Here is a 16,574-nt window from a genome sequence, read left to right on the forward strand (position 1 = left end):
AAGTCGACTGGCACTTCACCACCGACGACGCACGCGTGAAACTACGCCACCTCTACCCCACCACACAGCGAAATTAAGCTGCGACAATCTACTAGTAGGACAGACGATGCTCATGGGGCCGTCGTGCCATCCGTCACCTCGGCGATCACATGGCGGGCGATCGCGGCCATGACCGGGTTGGTGACCCGGTAGTAGCGCAGCTCCAGCAGCGCGGTCGACAGCGCCCAGCCGCGTCCGCGCGCCCAGCTGGCGTCGTCCGCCTCGGCGGGGGAGACGGCCGCGACGGCGGAGCGGAAGGCGGGGCGCGCGTGGCGGGGCAGCACGTACCAGGCGGTGATCAGGTCGACCGCGGGGTCGCCCAGCCCGAGACAGCCGAAGTCGATGACCGCGCTGAGGCGTCCGTTCGCCACCAGGACGTTGCCCGGCTGCAGGTCCGCGTGGATCCACACCCTCGCGCCGGGCCACTCGGGGGCGGCGAGCGCGGTCTCCCAGACGGCGGTCGCCGCGTCGACGTCGATCGGTTGGTGCAGTTCGCCCACCTCGTGCAGGTCCGCGATCGCGCCACGGGTGACCGCGTCGCGGGCGGAGAGGGGTTCGGCGCGGTAGGAGGCAGGGCCGCCCTCGGGGTCGATCCGGTGCAGGCTGGTGACGAACGCGGCGAGGTCGGTGGCCACCTGCCCGCCGGCCTGCCCGACGGCCGGGTTCACGCCGTCGAGCCACCCGTAGACGGACCAGGCCCAGGGATAGCCCTCGGCAGGCGTCCCCACGGCGAGCGGAGCCGGGACCGCGCACGGCAGTTGCGATGCCAGCCGCCGCAGCCAGGCCTGCTCCTTGTCGATGTCGGCGGCGGCCCCGGCGATCCGCGGCAGCTGGACGACCATCTCCTCGCCCAGCCGGAACATGGCGTTGGAGGTCCCCGCCGAGTCGACCTGCTCGACGGGCAGCCCGGCCCACTGCGGGAACTGGTCGGCGACCAGCCGACGGACGAGGGTCAGATCGATGTCCCTCTCGTGCGCGTGCATCTTTTCGGCGGCCATGGGGCCATCCGATCGTTTGCGCGCGGAACGGGTCAACTCATTTGGGCCGCTCATTCGGGCCGCGCGGCCAGACGCCGTATGTCCCGCACGCCGCGCGGCGGACGCGTCCGGCGGGCAGACTGCCGAGTGGCCCGTCCCGACGACGCGAGGGATCCTGACATGCGAGCCGACATCGTGCCCGGCGGGGTCTTCCCCGACTACGAGCTGACCGACCACACCAAGGCCCGTCGACGGCTGAGCGAGATCCAGGGCATCGATCCGATGATCCTGATCCTGTCCCGGGGCCACTTCTGCCCCAAGGACCACCAGCAGCACCTGCAGTTGGCGGCGCACTACCCGGAGATCGCCGTGGCCTACACGCAGGTCGTCACCATCGCGACCGACAACCTCTTCGAACTCAACGAGTTCCGCGCCTCGGTCGGCGCGCAGTGGACCTTCCTCTCCGACATCGGGCGCAAGGTGCAGCGGGACCTGGAGATCCAGGAGTACACCGACAGCCACCACGACCCGATGGTCCCGCACACCCTGGTGCTCAAGCCGGGCCTGGTCGTGCACAGCGTCTACAACGGCTACTGGTACTGGGGACGTCCGTCGATCGAGGACCTGCGCCGCGACCTGCGCCACGTGACCAGCGAGATCCGCCCGGACTGGGACCCGAGCCTTCCGGAGCTCCGCGCCGCCTGGGAGGCGGGCGACCACAGCAAGCACTACCCCTATCAGCCCCACCAGTGAGCCCTGTTCGTGAGCCTGACGAGTGAGGGAGCCGTGATGCGGGAGTTCCTGGTCGAGATGACCACCGTGATCCCCGAGGGAACCGCCCAGGAGGAGGTGGACCGGCGGCGGGCCGCCGAGCGGGTGCGGGCCGGGGAGCTGGCCGCCACCGGGCACCTGTTCCGGCTCTGGCGGCCGGTCGGCGAAGCGCGCAGCATCGGCGTCTGGTGCGCGGAGGACGAGGCCGACCTGGAAGAGAGCGTGCTCGGGACGCTGCCGCTGCGGCCCTGGATGACCGCCGTGGTCACCCCGCTCGAGTCGCACCCCAACGACCCCGGCCTGGCCGGGAACCACCCTGCGGCCGAGAACCATCCAGAGGCCGGGATCCACCCTGCGGCCGGGAACCACCCTGAGGAGGACCACTGATGACCACCTACCGAGTCGCCCAGGCAGCACAGCAGGGCGGTCCGCTGGAGCTCGTGGAGCGGGAGGTGCGGCAGCTGGGATCGGGGCAGGTCCGGGTCGCCGTCGACGCGTGCGGGATCTGCCACAGCGACGCCGGCTTCGTCAGCGGCGGCTTTCCCGGCCTGCGCTTCCCTCTCGTCCCCGGCCACGAGATCGCCGGACGGATCGAGGAGCTCGGCGAGGGAGCCGCCGGTCCGCAGGGTCCGCGCGGGACGGAGACGGTCTGGCGCGTCGGCGACCGGGTCGCGGTCGGCTGGTTCGGTGGCAGTTGCGGCTTCTGCCCGGCGTGCCGGAGGGGCGACTTCGTCGTCTGCAGCCGCCTTCAGGTGCCCGGCTGGGCCTACGACGGCGGCTATGCCGACGAGGTGGTCGTGCCGGTGGACGCGCTGGCCCGGATCCCGGACGAGCTGAGCGCCGCCGAGGCCGGACCGCTGGCCTGCGCCGGGGTGACCAGCTTCAACGCCCTGCGGCACAGCCCGGCCCGTCCGGGCGACCTGGTCGCGGTGCTCGGCCTGGGCGGCCTTGGGCACCTGGGTGTCCAGTACGCGGCGGCGATGGGTTTCGAGACCGTGGCCATCGCCCGCGGCGGGGACAAGGCGGCGTTCGCCCGGCAGTTGGGCGCGCACCACTACGTCGACAGCACGGGCGACACACCGGTCGCGGAGGCACTGCAGGCGCTGGGCGGGGCCAGGGCGGTGCTGGCGACGGCGACCAGCTCCGCGGCCATCGCGGCGGCGATGGACGGGCTCGGCCCGCGCGGCGAGCTGATCGTGGTCGGGGTGGACACCGAACCGCTGGGCATCACCCCGGTCCAACTGGTGCTGCACGGCAAGGTCGTGCGCGGTCACCCGTCCGGCACGGCGCAGGACGTGGAGGACACCATGCGGTTCAGCGCCCTGCACGGCATCCGGCCGATGGTGGAGCTGATGCCGCTGGACCAGGCACAGGCGGCCTACGACCGGATGCTCTCGGGCGCGGCCCGGTTCCGGATGGTGCTCAGCGTCCGGTAGAGCTTGCCCGGTCGAGCCTGTCTGGCCGAACCTGTCTGGCCGAGCCTGGCCGGACGCAGCCCGGCAGGACCGGAACTGTGAAGGAGACCGCCGTGACCTCGCCCCTCGCCGCTCTGGGAGCCCTCGGAGCCGCACTGCCGATCGTCGCGGCGCCCATGGCGGGCGGTCCGACCACGCCGGGGCTGGTCGTCGCCGCGGCGCGGGCCGGTGGCCTCGGCTTCCTGGCCGCCGGGTACAAGACGCCGGAGGCGGTCGCCGAGGAGGTGGCACAGGTGCGCGCGGAGGGGGTGCCGTTCGGGGTGAACGTCTTCGCGCCCAACCCCGTGCCCGTCGACCCGGCCTCGTTCCGCCGCTACGCCGAGGCGCTGGCCTCGGAGGCTCGCGCCGTCGGGCTGGAGCCCGAAGCCCTGGTCGCCGGGCGCATCGTCGAGGACGACGACCGGTGGGCGGAGAAGATCGACCTGCTGCTCTCCGACCCGGTGCCGGTGGTCAGCTTCACCTTCGGGATTCCCGAGACGGGTGTCGTCGCCGCGCTGCGGAAGGCGGGCAGCGTCGTCGTACTGACCGTCACCTCCGCGCCGGAGGCGGAGCTCGCGGCGGCGGCCGGGGCGGACCTGCTGGTCGTCCAGGCGTCCGCGGCAGGCGGGCACTCGGGCACGTTGACGCCCGAACTGCTGCCCGCCACCACGGCGTTGACGGAGCTGGTCGGGCTGCCGCTGATCGCCGCCGGAGGTGTGGCGACGCCGGAGACGGTGGCCGAGGCGCTGGCCGCCGGGGCGGTGGCGGTCGCGGTCGGCACGGTGCTACTGCGCTCGGACGAGGCGGGGACCTCCGCACCGTACCGGGCGGCGCTGGCCGATCCGGCGCGTCAGGAGACCTTGGTGACCCGCGCCTTCACCGGGCGTCCGGCGCGTGCGCTGCGCAACCGGTTCACCGACCGGTACACCGTGATCGCCCCGGACGGCTATCCCGCGCTGCATCACCTGACCAGCCCGGTTCGCCGGGCGGCGGTCGCGGCGGGCGACGCGGAGCGGATCAACCTCTGGGCGGGCACCGGCCACCGCCATGCGACGGACGAGCCCGCCGCGCGCATCCTGTCCCGGCTGGTCGGGCGGGCGTGACCGGGGTATGACCGGGGGTGTGACCCGATTCACCCCGCTGAGGCCGCTTTGGCCCCATTGCCACTGAAATCGCATGACCGCTGAAGTCGCGGAGTCGGCGGCCCGGTTGGGCTGACTTCACAGAACCTCCACGGAAAAGACAGCCGTTCGCCCCCAAGTGAAGGTATTTCGCAGAAGGGAACACATGTGCCCACGGCGCGTTGACGCCCTCACGGCCTGAACTAGTGTGAGCGGACCCCCGCAGCTCACCCCCTCAGGTGTCGACCGGCCTTCGGCACATGAGGCAAACCTTCAGTCTGTTCCCTAAGGACCTCCAGGCGTGAACGTCTCGTTGCTCCACCCCCACGGCGTGGGATCTCGTCCTGTGCACCGGAACCGGAATGTCGAGGGCCGTCGGTGAAATTCGGACGGCGCAGGGCCAGGCCGGGAGAGGTCGACGACTGGTCCCCTTCCGAGGAGTTGGACCCGCTCGGTCTGGGCATGCGGCCCGAGGTCCCCGAGACTCCCGTGATTCCGGCGCAGTACACCCCGGACTCCCTGTACGAGTACGGCTTCGAGGAGCCGGCCACCCCGCCGCCGCTGACGGACCGGGAGGTCGCGCAGCTGCGCGCCAGCCTGGAGCTGGTCAGTCCGCTGGCGTCCGACCTGACCGTGTACTTCTACGCGATCCTGTTCCAGCGGCACCCCGAGGTCCGGCAGCTCTTCCCGGCCAACATGGACGTCCAGCGGGACCGGCTGCTGCGCGGCCTGCTGCGGATCGTGGACCTGGTCGACGACCCGGACAACCTGGTGCGCTTCTGCGCCCGACTCGGCCGCGACCACCGCAAGTTCGGCACGCTGGCCGGTCACTTCCCGGCCGTCGGCGACGCGTTGCTCGACGCGCTGGCCCGCTTCGCCGGGGACCGGTGGACGCTGCAGCTGGGCGACATCTGGGCGCGCGCGTACGGCGTGGTCGCCCAGGTGATGATCGACGCGGCGGAGGAGGACGCGGCGCTGGGCCCGGCCGTCTGGGAGGCCGACATCATCGCCCACCGCCTGCGCGGACCGGGCATCGCCGAGATCACCCTGCTGCCGCGCGCGCCCTACCCGTTCGCCGCCGGGCAGTACGCCGCCGTCGAGACACCGTGGCAGCCGCGGATGTGGCGGCACTACTCGCTCGCCAACGCCCCGCGCGACGACGGCACGTTGACGCTGCACGTGCGCGCCGTGGAGGGCGGGCAGGTCAGCCCGGCGCTGGTGCACCAGGCGCAGCCCGGCCACGTGCTGCACCTCGGCGCGGCACAGGGTGAGTTGACGCTGGACCCGCAGATGGAGCGCGACCTTCTCTGCGTCGCCGGAGGGACCGGGTTGGCCCCCGTCAAGGCCCTGGTCGAGCAGGTCGCGAAGAACGGCGGCGAGCGCTTCGTCGACGTGTTCATCGGCGCGCGTACCTCCGAGGAGCTCTACGGGTTCGACGACATGCTGAGGCTGGCGCAGCGCAACCACTGGCTGTCGGTGCGCGCCGCCGTCTCGGACGAGCCCATCGCCGGGCTCAACGGCTCGCTGCCCGAAGTGCTGCGTCAGTTCGGGCCGTTCCACCGGCACGAGGTCTACCTGGCCGGGCCCAGCGAGATGGTCACCACCGCGGCGCAGACCCTCGTCCGCCAGGGCGTGCGGCGCGATCGGATCCACCACGACCCGTTCGACGTACCCGTGTTGGAAGCCGCGCTGCTTCCCGGTCGGCTCCACGCGGGGGTGCCCGCATGACGACCACCGCGGCAGGCGGGGACGTGCTGACGGCCGCCGCCTCCTTCGTGCGCGACTTCGACCGCGAGTACCCGGGGGCGATCGACCCCCGGGCGCGGCTGCGGGAGATCGAAGCCTCGGTCACCGCCTACGGCACCTACAGCCACACGCCGGAGGAGCTCGCCCACGGCGCTCGCGTGGCCTGGCGCAACTCCGCGCGCTGCATAGGACGGCTCTACTGGAACAACCTGATGGTGCGTGACCTGCGCCATATCAGCCATCCCGACGAGATCGCCCGCGAGTGCTTCGAGCATCTGCGGATGGCCACCAACGGGGGCCGGGTGAGACCCGTCATCAGCGTCTTCGCACCGGACCTGCCGCACCGCCCGGCCGCCCGCATCCTGGGTGAGCAGCTCGTCCGCTACGCCGACGACCCGGCGAGCACCGAACGCCGGGCCCTGGCCAAGGACTTGGGCTGGAAGGGCGGCGAGGAGCGGTTCGAGGTGCTGCCCCTGCTGATCCAGACCTCGCCGGACCGGGCTCCGGAGTTCTACGAACTCCCCGACGACGTGGCGCTTGAGGTTCCGCTGTCGCACCCGTACCACTTCGGCTTCGCCGAGCTGGGCCTGCGCTGGTACGCGGTGCCCGCGGTGTCGGACATGACCCTGGAGATCGGCGGCATCACCTATCCGGCCGCGCCCTTCAACGGCTGGTACATGGGCACCGAGATCGGCTCCCGGAACCTCGCCGACACCGACCGGTACAACCTGCTGCCGACCGTCGCCGCGCTGTTCGGCCTGGACACCCGCAACGAGCGCACCCTGTGGCGCGACCGCGCGCTGGTGGAGCTGAACCTGGCGGTGCTGCACTCGTTCCAGGAGGCCGGGGTGACCCTGGCCGACCACCACAGCGAGTCCGAGCGGTTCCTGGCCCACATCGAGCGCGAGGAGCGCCACGGACGACGGGTGCCCGCCGACTGGACGTGGATCGTGCCGCCGCTGTCGAGCGGCTCGACCGCGGTCTTCCACCGCTACTACGACCCGCCGGACCCGACGGCCCGCCCGGCCTTCCTGCGCCGGCCCACGCCGTGGGCGGCGGCCCACCCCGACGGCTGCCCGTTCACGGGCGGCGGGGGCGGCGCCGGGCACCCCGGGGGCGAGGTCGGCTACGGCGGTGGCGAGGCCGGGTACGGCGGGGGCGGCGCCGGGTACGCCGGGGGTGCTCAGAGCTCTCGCGGTCGTCACAGCGGCAACGGTCATGGCGGCAGCGGTTTCGGGGGCGAGGACCTGCCTGCGGGCTGGTGAACACAGACCCCGTGTCCGCCCGGCTGCCCTCGGGCGGACACGGTCAGCCCGCCGCCGGGCCCCCGTCGGGAGTGACCAGCGGCGGGGGCTCGGGCAGACCGTGGGCGACGGCCCAGGCGCGGGCGTGGGCGATGCGGTCGACGGTGGTCGGATGGCTGCCGAAGAGCAGCGCCGCCAGCCGATGCGGCTCCAGATCCGCCAGGTTGAGCACCGCGAGCCTGCGCTGCATCGCGACGACCGTCCCCGGCTCGCGCGTCAGGTCCAGCGCGAAACCGTCGGCGCGGGTCTCCACGCGGCGGCTGAAGACCAGGTGGAGCGGCCCGACCAGGGTGCCGAAGACCGTGGCCAGGGCCAGCACCAGGGCCAGCGAGCGGGGATCGTCGGCCCGGTCGACACCGGCCGCGTCCAGCAGCGCGGGCCAGTGCAGCGCGCCCGCGACCACGCCGACGGTGGCGGCGGCGTGCACGGCGCCGAGCAGGGTCCCGGCCGGCACGTCACGGTGGGCGGCGTGGCCGAGTTCGTGCGCGGTCACCGCGGCGACCTCCTCCGGCGGCGCCTGCTCGACGGTGGTGTCCCAGACCACCACGCGCCGGGTGCGCCCGATGCCGGAGACGTACGCGTTGGTCGCGGTCGTCCGGCGGGAGGCGTCGCTGACCAGAATGTCCCGGACCGGCACCCCGGATGCCGCCACCAGCGTCGTCAGGCGGTGGCGCAGCTCGCCGTCGGGCAGCGGCGTGAACCGGTTGAAGAGCGGCTCGACCAGCACGGGCAGCAGGAACGAGAAGAGGAGGACCAGCACGGCCGCGCCGACCGCCGCCAGGATCCACCAACTCCCGGGCAGCGCCCGCATCGCCGCGTAGAGGGCGACCGCGATCCCGGCGAAGAGGACCGCGCCGATCGCGAAGGACTTGGCCGCATCGGCGGCGAAGAGCCGCCAGGAGCGCGTGGACAGCGACCAACGCCGGTTGATCCGCTCCGTCCGCGCGGAGACCGGCAGCGCGAGCAGCCAGGAGACCAACTGCAGGGCGACCGCGCCGAGCGCGGCGGTGGCGATCCAACTGCCGCCCGCGAGCCGCCCGGCGGCGTGGACGAGCCCGGCGCCGAGCGGGGTGAACCCCAGCACGCAGGGAGCCACCAGGCCGAGCGCCGCGGAGGTGTAGCGCAGCGGCATCACCTCGCGCTTGCGCGCGCGGGAGCGGTCGATCTGCTCGGGGGTGAAGTCGTCCTCCGGACCAGGCATGGGTCCAGTGTGGGGCGTCGCCTCGACCTGCGGAAATCCGGTGCCCAAAGGGTGTGGAAAACGGGCGCGATCCCGGCCGCCGGACGCCGAGCTGACGCACCACCACGCTTTGTGGTTCAGTGTGGGTCGGCAGCAAGGCAACGGGAGGGTACGGGTGGAAAGTCCCAAGGTCGAGGCATGGAGCCTCCCTTCGCAGCAGGAGTCGATGCCCAAGGTCGATCTGCGCACCGACATCGCGCACTCGGCCCGGGTCTACGACTACATGCTGGGCGGCAAGACCAACTTCCCGGCCGACCGCGAGGCCGGTGACCGGATCCTCGCGGAGTGGCCCGAGGCCCGGGACTCGGCCCGTGCGGCCCGCACCGTGATGCACCGGATGGTCCGCCGGCTCGCCGAGGTGCACGGCATCCGGCAGTTCCTGGACATCGGCACCGGTATCCCGACCGCGCCCAACGTCCACGAGATCGTCCAGGCCGTCGAGCCGAGCAGTCGCGTGGTCTATGTCGACAACGACCCGATCGTCCTCGCCCACGCGCGCGCCCTGCTCTCCAGCACGCCGGAAGGCCGCACCGCCTACGTCGAGGGCGACCTGCGCGATCCCGACGCGATCCTGGCCGACGTGGAGAAGCGGGGCACGCTGGACTTCACCCGGCCGGTCGCGCTGACCCTGATCAACCTCGTCCACTTCTACTCCGACGAGGCCGTCCAGGAGCTGGTGCCCCGGCTGCTGGCCCCGCTCGCGCCGGGCAGCTTCCTCGCGCTGACCGCCGGTACCGCCGACGCCGCGCCGAAGCGGGCGGAGATCGCCTCGCGCCGCTACACCGAGGCGGGCATCGAGAACCACCTGCGCACCCGCGTCCAGGTGGAGCGCTTCTTCAGGGGTCTGGAGCTGGACGAGCCGGGCGTCGCACTGATCAATCACTGGCACCCGGACGTCGACGACGAGACGGTCCTCCCGGACGACGAGACCATGGCCTACGCGGGCATCGGCCGCAAGGCGTAGCCGAGGCGTCCAGCGCGGGGCCGCGCAGCGGCGGCGCGGCGTAGAAATATTTCTCGCGGAATCTCGTCGAGGATGTCGAAAGCACGGGGCGTGCTTCTACCTACCCGTGAGAGCCAGCCCCGTCGGGGCGGGCACGACGACGAGGAGCGGGACCATGAAGTACATGCTGCTGATGCAGTTCAGCGAGAAGAACGTCGACTTCCCCGCGATCTTCGAGTGGAAGCCGGAGGAGATCCAGGCGCACATCCGGTTCATGAAGGAGACCAACACCGCCCTGGCCGCCTCCGGCGAGCTGGTCGACGCGCAGGGACTGGCCATGCCGGACACCGCGCGGATCGTCCGCTCGCACAGCGGCGGCGCGCCGGTGGTTACCGAGGGCCCGTTCCCGGAGTCGAAGGAGTGGGTCGCCGGCTGGTGGATCGTCGACTGCGAGACCGAGCAGCGGGCCATCGAGATCGCCGCGGAGGTCTCGGCCGCGCCCGGCCCGGGCGGGCGGCCGATCAACATGCCGATCGAGGTGCGTCAGGTGATGGCGGCGCCGCCCACCGAGGTGTGAGCATGGCCGGGTGACCACGCACGAGCCTGCCGATCCGGCCGACCTGGCCGATGCTGTCGACGACCTGCTGCGCACGCTCGCGCCGCAGGTCGTCGGCGTGCTGACCCGCCGTTACGGGGACTTCGCCGCGGCCGAGGACGCCGTGCAGGAGGCGATGCTGGCGGCGGCGACGCAGTGGCCGAAGGAGGGGCTGCCGGACAACCCGCGCGGCTGGCTGGTCCAGGTGGCCAACCGGCGGATGACCGAGCAGGTCCGGAGCGAGCAGGCACGGCGTCGGCGCGAGGAGCTGGTGGCCGCCCGGGAGCCGGGCGACCGCCGCTCCGCGCCCGGCGCGGACGCGGTATTCGAGGGAACGGGTGAGGAGGGCGCGCAGGACGACACCCTCGCGCTGCTCTTCCTCTGCTGCCACCCGGCCCTCTCCCCGGCGTCCGCCATCGCGCTGACGCTGCGTTCGGTCGGCGGTCTGACGACGGGCGAGATCGCCCGCGCGTTCCTGGTTCCGGAGGCGACCATGGGACAGCGGATCTCGCGTGCCAAGCGGGGCATCAAGGCCTCGGGCGGCACCTTCCGGATGCCGGACGCGGCCGAGTTCCCGGCCCGGCTGGACGCGGTGCTGCACGTGCTCTACCTGATCTTCAACGAGGGCTACGCCAGCAGCACCGGCGCCGAACTGCGCCGGGTCGAGCTCTCCCGGGAGGCGATCCGGCTCACCCGGGCCGTCCACGCGCTGCTGCCGGACGACGCCGAGGTGGCGGGCCTGCTCGCGCTGATGCTGCTGACCGAGGCCCGTGGCCCGGCCCGCACCGGCCCGGACGGGGAGGTGGTCCCGCTGGCCGAGCAGGACCGCGCCCGGTGGGACGCGGCGGCGATCGCCGAGGGCGTCGCCCTGATCACCGCCGCCCTGCCGCGCGGCCCGGTCGGCCCGTACCAGGTGCAGGCGGCGATCGCGGCGGTCCACGACGAGGTGCCCAGCGCCGACGAGACGGACTGGCCGCAGATCCTGGCCCTCTACGGCGTGCTGGCGAGGATCTCCGACAACCCGCTGATCACCCTGAACCGCGCGGTCGCGACCGCGATGGTGGACGGCCCCGCGGCCGGGCTCGCCCTGCTGGCCGACCCGCCGCCCGAATTGGCCGGTCACCACCGGCTCTTCGCGGTCCGCGCCCACCTGCACGAGCTCGCGGGGGAGCGCGAGGCCGCGATCGCCGACTACCGCGCCGCCGCGCGGCGTACGGCGAGCCTCCCGGAGCGGCACCATCTGAGCCTCTGCGCGGCCCGGTTGGCGGAGTCGGCAAGCTGACCATCCGTCGGAGCCGGTGCGCTGACGCTCCGTCAGGGCGTCACGGACACCTGTAGGTCGAAGCGGCCGTTCGCGCCGGTGCAGCGCATCGCCTCGCCGCAGATGATGCGGGTGGCGATGACCGAGGTCTGGCCGGCGCTCACCGCCGTGTAGTCCGCTGTCGCGTCGCCGCATCCAGCGGCGCCCATGGGAGGCGGGCAGCTGGCCTGTGCCGTCGCCACGCCGGTGGCGTCCGTCCGGAGCAACTTCGGTGCGCCCACGGGCTGGAAGGTCCAGAAGGGGGTGACCAGGTCCACGTGGAGCTGCTGGCCCACGTGCAGGACGACGGACTTGCCGTTCGCGGCGAAGGTCACCTTCACCGGGCCGGCCGACCCGCCGCCGCCCGGGCTGCTCGGGCCGGTCGCGCCACCCGATGGCGAGGTGGTGCCGGGCGCGCTGGGTGAGCCGCTCGTGGACGGTGAGTTCGACGGTGCGGTGGTCGGGCCCGGACCGGGTGTGGCGGTGGAACTGCATCCGGCCATGGCCAGGGTCGCCGTGAGGGCGCAGCAGAGCAAGGGGAGGCGCAGCTTTCTGTCCACGGAGGGACCGTCCTGTCTGATCGGAGCCGCCAGCGTCGACGACGGTCGACGACTGTTCTCTGCTCCGACGGGGCCGGTGCCACTCGGGTTCCGATGCGCCCTGATTGTGGAGGTCCGGTGACGAATCGTTCACGACGTGACCTCTGGGCGACAAGACCGGGCTGCCCTAGCGTGTCACCTCGGCTGTGCCGTTCTGCTCGGCAACCGCCAAGCGCGGCACCGCAGTTGAGGAGGGGGACCTTTCTTCATGGGAAAGACCTGGTTATCGCGACCACGGGTCGCGGTGGGGGTGCTCGCGTCGACGGCGATGCTGCTGCTCGGCGTTCAGGGTGCTCCCGCGCCGACGACCCCGGCCGGTTCCGCGGCCGGCTCTGCGGTCTCGGGCGGCTCCGCGGCTTCGGGCGCGAACAGACCGGCCGCCGTGGTCCCGCACCTGCCGATGGTGCGCACGGGGGCGAAGCGCTCGGCGGCGGTTCCGGTGCGTGCGGTGAACATGCCGCAGACATCGGGCGGCGCCATCGGTCCGGTGGTGCCGTCCCACCCGGACGCGAACGGCACGTACGGCGCTGCCTGGGCACTTCCGCCAGGCGGCGCGTCCGTTCGCGCCACAACGACCGCGGGTTACACGCATCAACCCGGGGTGGGCAGTGAGAACAACCTGCCGCGCGGCACCGGGCCGGTGATGCACAACCCCTCGCTCGCGCTGATCTTCTGGCTGCCGCAGGGGATGCACTACGCGACCGACGGCACCTCCGACACCGCGTACGAGAACGAGCTGACGCAGTGGGTCAAGGACGCCGGCGGAACGCCGTACTTCAACATCGCCACGCAGTACTACGACGGCAGCGGCAACATCGCCAACTCGCTCGACTACGGCGGCTCCTGGGTCGACACCCAGGCCTACCCGCAGGCCGGGACCGCCGCCGACCCGCTGCAGCAGACCGACATCACGGCCGAGATCACGCATGCCGCCACTGTCAACGGCTGGCCGGTGGACGGTTCGCACATCTACGCCGTCTTCACTGCCAGCGGCATCCAGGAGTGCATGCCCAACAACGGAGGGTGCACCCCGCCGCCCGCATCCTCGCCGCCGGCGACCTCTTCCGAGCAGTTCTGCGGCTACCACGGGAACGACGGCAACATCCGCTTCGAGTACCTCTACGACGACCCCGACGCCAACCCGGTCTGCGGGAGGCAGAGCGCGCCGACGCCCAGCGGTGACCCGACCGCCGACGCCCAGGTGAGCATCGTGTCGCACGAGACCATGGAGTCGGTGACCGATCCGATCCCCAACGAATCGTGGACGGACCCCACGAAGGACACCGGCGGTGAGATCGGTGACAAGTGCGGGTACAACTACACCCCCAAGAACGCCCAGGGCGCCGACGTCTACCTCCACGGCGACCCGTACTACATCCAGCAGGAGTGGAGCAACGCCGCCCGCACCTGCGCCATGGACTACTGCCCGACCAGCGTGGCCAAGGACGCCGTCTGCGCGCCGCAGGTCTCGGCGGTGGAGTCGGTGGACAACCCGAATCCCGTGATCGGGTCGACCGTCACCTACACGGTCAAGGTGCAGAACACCAGTGACACCGCGGCGGCGACCGCCGTCGACGTCAACGGTCCGCTGCCCAGCGGTTACGTCGTGACCGGATTGCAGGCACCGGGGTCGACCTCGTCGAGCAACACGTCGAGTTCGTTCACCGTCGGCTACGACACGTTGCCGGTCCACTCGGCCGAGACCATCACCGTGACGGCGACCGTGCCGAACCAGGTGGGGCAGTCCGCCTCGGCCTGCTCGTCGGTCTCGTTCGGCGACCTGCTGGGCGCCGCCCTGTCGCCCGTCGAGTCCAGCCCGTGCGGCGGCACCACGCCGGGCAAGATCCCGACCTCGGTGACGTACACCGGGGCCGTCACCGCCGACTACCACGACGCCTTCACCGCGAGTGGCAACGTCAGCGGTCAGGGCTCGCCGGTCTCCGGCGGTTCGGTCACGTTCAAGCTCGGCGGCGCGAGTTGCACCGGGACCACGGACAGTTCGGGCAACGCCTCCTGTTCGCTGACTCCGGTCGACCCGGCGGGCACGGTGACGCTGCAGGCCGCCTACGCCGGTGACGCGACGCACGAGGCCAGCTCGACGACGGCCTCGTTCACCATCACCAGGGAGGAGACCACTCTCGCCTACACTGGTCCCGCGCACGTCGCCAACGGCGTGCCCGCGACGCTCTCGGGCGTGCTGAAGGAGGACGGTGCCACGGCCGTCGCCGGGCGCAGCGTCCAGATCGCCCTCGGCACCGGCACGACGCAGCAGATCTGCACCGGCACCACCGGCGCGGACGGCACGGCCAGCTGCACCATCGCCTCGGTGGACCAGCCACTGAACGACACGGCCACCGTGCCGGTCGCGGTCACCTTCGCCGGTGACGGGTACTACCTGCCGTCCAACGCCTCGGCGACGGTCCGGCTGGAGTACTACACCGGACGCGCCTACGGGCTCTCCGCGAACGTCGACCTCACGTTGGCACAGCTGACGATCCCGCCGACGCCGGACACGGGCCCGATCCGCACCGCGCAGGCGTCCAGCACGAACGTCCCCTGCACGGCGACCGTCAGCACGCTGCTCATCTCGGCCGACGCGCTCTGTGTCAACAACACCACGAAGTTGGCGCCGGGCAGCTCGACCACGACCTCGACGGTCCAGGACGCGACGATCGGGATCCCCGGCCTGCCGGTGATCGGCATCTCCGGTCTCACCGCGACCTCGGTCAGCTCCTGCACCGGTACCAGCGGGTCCGCCACGCTGACCCTCACCCTCGCGGGCGTTCCGGTGACCGTTCCGACCGCGCCCAACAGCGTGATCGGCCTGCCGGGCGGCGCCCGGCTGGTGGTGAACGAGCAGACGCCGGTTCCCGGCGCCGACTTCGGCACCACGGTCAACGCCGTCCACCTGATCGTCCCCGGCCTGTTGGGCGGGGCGAACACGGTGGACGTGGTCCTCGGCTCGGCCACCAGCGACGCGCACAACTGCAGCTGAGCTGCGGCTGAGCCGTAACCGGTGAGGAGGCCCTCCGCCGGTCGCGATGTCTGCGACCGTCGGAGGGCCTCGTCGTACGACGCGCCGCCGCCTTGGCACCAGGCCGAGCTGACGGTGTGTCAGGGTAGGTGAATGACTGCAGACTGTCTCTTCTGCGCGGTGGCGGCCGGGGACGTCGAGGTGCACCGGGTCTACGAGGACGACGCGGTGGTCGCCTTCCTGGACCACCGGCCGCTCTTCCCCGGCCATGTGCTGGTGGTCCCGCGCCGCCACGTCGAGACGCTGACGGACCTCGCTCCGGAGGAGGTCGGCCCGTACTTCCGGCAGGTCCAGCGGATCACCGGCGCCGTCGAGCGGGGGATGGCCGCGCGCGGCAGCTTCGTAGCGGAGAACAACCGTGTCAGCCAGTCCGTGCCCCATCTGCACGTCCATGTCGTGCCGCGCAATCCGCGCGACGGACTGCGCGGCTTCTTCTGGCCGCGCGGGCGGTACGCCGACGCCGCCGAAGCAGCGGCCACGGCGGCGCGGGTGAGGGTTGCGCTGGAGCCGGACCCCGGGTGACGTGATGTCAGGTGTGCGCGGCGTCCATCTCCCACGGGGACTGCGGCAGCGTCTCGCCGGTCTCCAGCAGGGACTTGAGGTTGGCCAGCACGGCCGGCCAGCCGCTGGAGATGCCGGCGAGCATCTCCGGGTTGGGGAGCTTCTCGTGGGTCACGGTCAGCCGGACGATGTCCTGATGCGGCTCGACGAGGAAGGTGACCACCGAGGGCTCGCGTTCGAGTTCGGCCTCGGGCTTGTCCTCGAAGGTGATGACCAGCCGGGTCGGCGGCTCGGCCGTGAGCACGCGGCCGACCACGTCGACCGCGCCCGAACCGTCGGCCCGGCGGTGCTCCCAGCGTGAACCCGGCTGCCAGTCCGAGACGTTGGCGTGGCCCCAGTAGCGGGCGGTGAGGTCCGCGTCGGTCAGGGCCTGCCAGACCTGCTTCGCACTGGCGCGGATGTAGGTGACGTAGACGTAGGTCGGCACGGGGGCCGGTCCGTTGGCCGTTTCGTTGGCCGGTTCGTTGGTCATGGCGTACTCCTCTGCCTGGCTCCTGAGCGCGCTGAGCGCCTGCAGGCGGGGTCTGTCGAACCCGGAGATCCAGCGTTCCTCGATCTCGTGGATCGGGACCGGGTTGAGGTAGTGGAGCCGCTCGCGTCCGCGGCGGACGACGGCGACGAGGTTGGCCTGCACCAGGATGTCCAGGTGCTGGGTCACGGACTGGCGCGCCATCTCCAGGCGGTCGCACAGCTCGCGCAGCGTCTGGCCGTTCTGCTCGCGCAGGCGGTCGAGCAGCAGGCGCCGGGTGGGATCGGCCAGCGCTTTGAAGACCGAGTCCATGGCTCTTGCTTCCATGCTCATGCCCTCATTATGCAGGCAAACACCTGCCTATTGTCAACGGCGGGCCAGCCCGGGCCGATCAGCGAAGGTCGACGTCGGCGCTGTCAGC

General features: G+C 72.0%; 16 protein-coding genes. 11 read left to right on the forward strand and 5 right to left on the reverse strand.

The annotated features are described in order from the left end of the window. Positions 1-110: 110 nt before the first annotated feature. The gene (locus tag ABH928_RS15870; RefSeq protein ID WP_370066662.1) at positions 111-1,037 is read right to left on the reverse strand and encodes an aminoglycoside phosphotransferase family protein; all 927 of its coding nucleotides are present in this window, start codon (positions 1,035-1,037) and stop codon (positions 111-113) included. Positions 1,038-1,196: 159 nt separating this feature from the next. Between ABH928_RS15870 and ABH928_RS15875 the strand changes: the two genes are divergently transcribed. The 6 genes from ABH928_RS15875 (at position 1,197) to ABH928_RS15900 (ending at position 7,373) form a co-directional block, all read left to right on the forward strand. Then, positions 1,197-1,769, forward strand: a complete 573-nt coding sequence (locus ABH928_RS15875; RefSeq protein ID WP_370066664.1) for a redoxin domain-containing protein — start codon at positions 1,197-1,199, stop codon at positions 1,767-1,769. Between the two features lie 36 nt (positions 1,770-1,805). After that, positions 1,806-2,174, forward strand: coding sequence for a muconolactone Delta-isomerase family protein (locus ABH928_RS15880; protein WP_370067105.1), 369 nt, complete (start codon positions 1,806-1,808; stop codon positions 2,172-2,174). Continuing rightward, a complete protein-coding gene (locus ABH928_RS15885) occupies positions 2,174-3,223 on the forward strand; it encodes an alcohol dehydrogenase catalytic domain-containing protein (RefSeq protein ID WP_370066666.1) in 1,050 nt (349 codons plus the stop codon). The genes ABH928_RS15880 and ABH928_RS15885 overlap by 1 nt, the downstream gene beginning before the upstream one ends. A gap of 92 nt (positions 3,224-3,315) precedes the next feature. Continuing rightward, positions 3,316-4,344 (forward strand): nitronate monooxygenase, encoded by a 1,029-nt coding sequence (locus tag ABH928_RS15890; protein WP_370066668.1) that lies wholly within the window; start codon positions 3,316-3,318, stop codon positions 4,342-4,344. Positions 4,345-4,740: 396 nt separating this feature from the next. After that, on the forward strand, positions 4,741-6,090 hold the full coding sequence (locus ABH928_RS15895) for a globin domain-containing protein (protein WP_370066670.1): 1,350 nt from the start codon (positions 4,741-4,743) through the stop codon (positions 6,088-6,090). Further along, complete coding sequence (locus ABH928_RS15900) at positions 6,087-7,373, forward strand: nitric oxide synthase oxygenase (RefSeq protein WP_370066672.1); 1,287 nt, start codon at positions 6,087-6,089, stop codon at positions 7,371-7,373. The genes ABH928_RS15895 and ABH928_RS15900 overlap by 4 nt, the downstream gene beginning before the upstream one ends. A 43-nt stretch (positions 7,374-7,416) precedes the next feature. Here ABH928_RS15900 and ABH928_RS15905 read toward each other — a convergent pair whose 3' ends face one another. Then, positions 7,417-8,613, reverse strand: coding sequence for a M48 family metallopeptidase (locus ABH928_RS15905; RefSeq protein WP_370066674.1), 1,197 nt, complete (start codon positions 8,611-8,613; stop codon positions 7,417-7,419). 205 nt (positions 8,614-8,818) lie between these two features. Here ABH928_RS15905 and ABH928_RS15910 point away from each other — a divergent pair, with 205 nt between their 5' ends. From ABH928_RS15910 to ABH928_RS15920, 3 genes are all read left to right on the forward strand, one after another. Beyond that, positions 8,819-9,616 carry an SAM-dependent methyltransferase gene (locus tag ABH928_RS15910; protein WP_370067107.1) on the forward strand — a complete coding sequence of 266 codons (798 nt, stop codon included), beginning with the start codon at positions 8,819-8,821 and terminating at the stop codon, positions 9,614-9,616. A 154-nt stretch (positions 9,617-9,770) separates the two neighbouring features. Next, on the forward strand, positions 9,771-10,172 hold the full coding sequence (locus ABH928_RS15915) for a YciI family protein (RefSeq protein WP_370066676.1): 402 nt from the start codon (positions 9,771-9,773) through the stop codon (positions 10,170-10,172). A gap of 10 nt (positions 10,173-10,182) precedes the next feature. After that, positions 10,183-11,472: an RNA polymerase sigma factor gene (locus tag ABH928_RS15920; protein WP_370066678.1), complete on the forward strand. Its 1,290-nt coding sequence runs from the start codon at positions 10,183-10,185 to the stop codon at positions 11,470-11,472. A 32-nt stretch (positions 11,473-11,504) separates the two neighbouring features. Here ABH928_RS15920 and ABH928_RS15925 read toward each other — a convergent pair whose 3' ends face one another. Together ABH928_RS15925 and ABH928_RS15930 are read right to left on the reverse strand one after the other, a co-directional pair. Continuing rightward, positions 11,505-12,050 (reverse strand): hypothetical protein, encoded by a 546-nt coding sequence (locus ABH928_RS15925; RefSeq protein WP_370066680.1) that lies wholly within the window; start codon positions 12,048-12,050, stop codon positions 11,505-11,507. 324 nt (positions 12,051-12,374) lie between these two features. Beyond that, positions 12,375-12,569 (reverse strand): hypothetical protein, encoded by a 195-nt coding sequence (locus ABH928_RS15930; protein WP_370066682.1) that lies wholly within the window; start codon positions 12,567-12,569, stop codon positions 12,375-12,377. Between the two features lie 121 nt (positions 12,570-12,690). Here ABH928_RS15930 and ABH928_RS15935 point away from each other — a divergent pair, with 121 nt between their 5' ends. Together ABH928_RS15935 and ABH928_RS15940 are read left to right on the forward strand one after the other, a co-directional pair. Further along, positions 12,691-15,084, forward strand: coding sequence for a choice-of-anchor P family protein (locus ABH928_RS15935; RefSeq protein WP_370066684.1), 2,394 nt, complete (start codon positions 12,691-12,693; stop codon positions 15,082-15,084). A 132-nt stretch (positions 15,085-15,216) separates the two neighbouring features. Then, the gene (locus tag ABH928_RS15940) at positions 15,217-15,645 is read left to right on the forward strand and encodes an HIT family protein (RefSeq protein ID WP_370066686.1); all 429 of its coding nucleotides are present in this window, start codon (positions 15,217-15,219) and stop codon (positions 15,643-15,645) included. A gap of 7 nt (positions 15,646-15,652) precedes the next feature. On the opposite strand, the gene ABH928_RS15945 is transcribed toward ABH928_RS15940, so the two are convergent. Next, on the reverse strand, positions 15,653-16,465 hold the full coding sequence (locus ABH928_RS15945; RefSeq protein WP_370067109.1) for an ArsR/SmtB family transcription factor: 813 nt from the start codon (positions 16,463-16,465) through the stop codon (positions 15,653-15,655). Between the last annotated feature and the right edge of the window lie 109 nt (positions 16,466-16,574).

Origin of the sequence: Streptacidiphilus sp. MAP5-3, assembly GCF_041262505.1 — a bacterium.
Taxonomy (GTDB): domain Bacteria; phylum Actinomycetota; class Actinomycetes; order Streptomycetales; family Streptomycetaceae; genus Streptacidiphilus.